At 38.4% G+C, this 1,175-nt stretch carries 1 protein-coding gene; it reads left to right on the forward strand.

Annotated features, from left to right (window positions below; translation table 11 throughout):
- On the forward strand, positions 1-1,087 hold a 1,087-nt coding region (locus tag ACRCJ0_RS14670), incomplete at its 5' end, for a DNA gyrase C-terminal beta-propeller domain-containing protein (protein WP_431390945.1).
- Positions 1,088-1,175 lie beyond the last annotated feature (88 nt).

Genomic DNA, 1,175 nt, shown 5'->3' on the forward strand with positions numbered 1-1,175 from the left:
AGACCTGATTGAAGAAAGTAACGTGATTGTTACCTTAACGCAAAATGGGTATATCAAACGTATTGATGATGTAGAATTTAGAGCTCAAAATCGTGGAGGTACGGGTGTTAAGGGGATGAGTATGAACGACGATGACTTCGTTGAAACCATGTTATCTACCTCAACCCACGACTCAGTCCTATTCTTCACCAACACTGGTCGCGTATTCCACTCTAAAGGTTATGAAATTCCAGAGTTTGGTCGTGCTGCAAAAGGGATCCCAGTTGTTAACCTGCTAAATCTACAACAAGACGAAACTGTTCAAGCAATGATCAACGTGACCCCAATTGAAGACGCAGAAGTAAAAGAACACTTATTATTCGTAACGAAAAACGGTACTGTAAAACGTACCAATGCAAGTGACTACTTCAATATCCGTAACAATGGGTTAATCGCCTTGAAACTAGCTGAAGGCGATGAATTAGTGAAAGTTGTCTTAACTAGTGGTGATGACAACATTATTATCGCGTCCCAAGATGGTTATGCCGTAAGTTTCCAAGAAACAAACGTCCGTAGCATGGGGCGTACCGCTACAGGTGTTCGCGGTATTCGTTTAAATGACGGCGATCAAGTGGTTGGTATGTCCGTACTTGGACCAGATGATAATGTACTAGTGGTTACTGAAAAAGGTTACGGTAAACAAACACCAGCCAGCGAATATGGTATTAAAAACCGTGGCGGTAAAGGGGTTAAAACCATTAATGTTACCGAGAAAAATGGTATCTTAGTTGGTTTAACAACCGTTTCAGGAGAAGAAGACATCATGTTAATGACCAATCAAGGTATAGCTATTCGTTTCCATGCGAAAAATATTTCGCAAACAGGTCGTGCAACACAAGGTGTGCGTTTAATCCGTCTAGCTGAAGATTCATATGTATCAGCAATTGCTAAAGTAGAAACAATTGAAGAAGCATTAGCAGCAACACCTCTAGAAAATAAAACTGCTATTGATGCCCAATTAGCAGATGAACCCTCTGATGAAATGATTTCTCGTATGCAAGAATTCGCAGATGATGCATTACCAGATTATGAAGAATCAGAAGAATAATATTGTAATAAACTATATATAAAAAATATCCATTTCAAATTATAGATATCACTTGATTTATATGGATTATTTTGATAGAATACTTTAT

The sequence above is a fragment of the Aerococcus sp. L_32 genome, assembly GCF_050689315.1.